This window comes from Salmonella sp. SAL4457, assembly GCF_046548235.1.
GTDB classification, from domain to species: Bacteria; Pseudomonadota; Gammaproteobacteria; order Enterobacterales; family Enterobacteriaceae; genus Salmonella; species Salmonella enterica.
In genome coordinates, this window is record NZ_JBGDZO010000113.1 from 1 (window position 1) to 384 (window position 384).

At 63.3% G+C, this 384-nt stretch carries 1 protein-coding gene; it reads right to left on the bottom strand.

Features of this window, described 5'->3' with window-relative positions:
- Nucleotides 1-276 (bottom strand): hypothetical protein (locus ACLJNW_RS23480; protein ID WP_410961123.1); only part of this gene is annotated, 276 nt, incomplete at its 3' end.
- Between the last annotated feature and the right edge of the window lie 108 nt (nt 277-384).

Sequence of the window (384 nt, forward strand, 5' to 3'; positions counted from 1 at the left end):
GCGCTTGTACAGTGGATTCTGGCTCCAGGCCGGATCGGAAAAGCGTCGGTCGTCATCGCCTGGGCGTAGCTCCGACTGGCCGAGCAGGACGTTCTTCAGCTCCAGGCTGAAATGCGCCACGTGCCTGGCGCTGTGCAGCGGCTGGCGCACCGCCTGGAGCAGGACCATGCGCGCGGAGGTGAGCAGGTCCTTGCCCCGGATGCCGATCACCGGATTCAGGTTCAGCGTGTTTTCCGCGGCTTGCTTGGGAAGCTCGTTATTGTTCTTCTGACTCATCGGCAACGCTCCATTGTTCGAGGCGAAACAGGGGACCGCAACGAAACCGGGGACTAGGTGTCCGGCCGGCTACTGCTCGACTACCAGCCCACCCGCACGTTTCAGGGC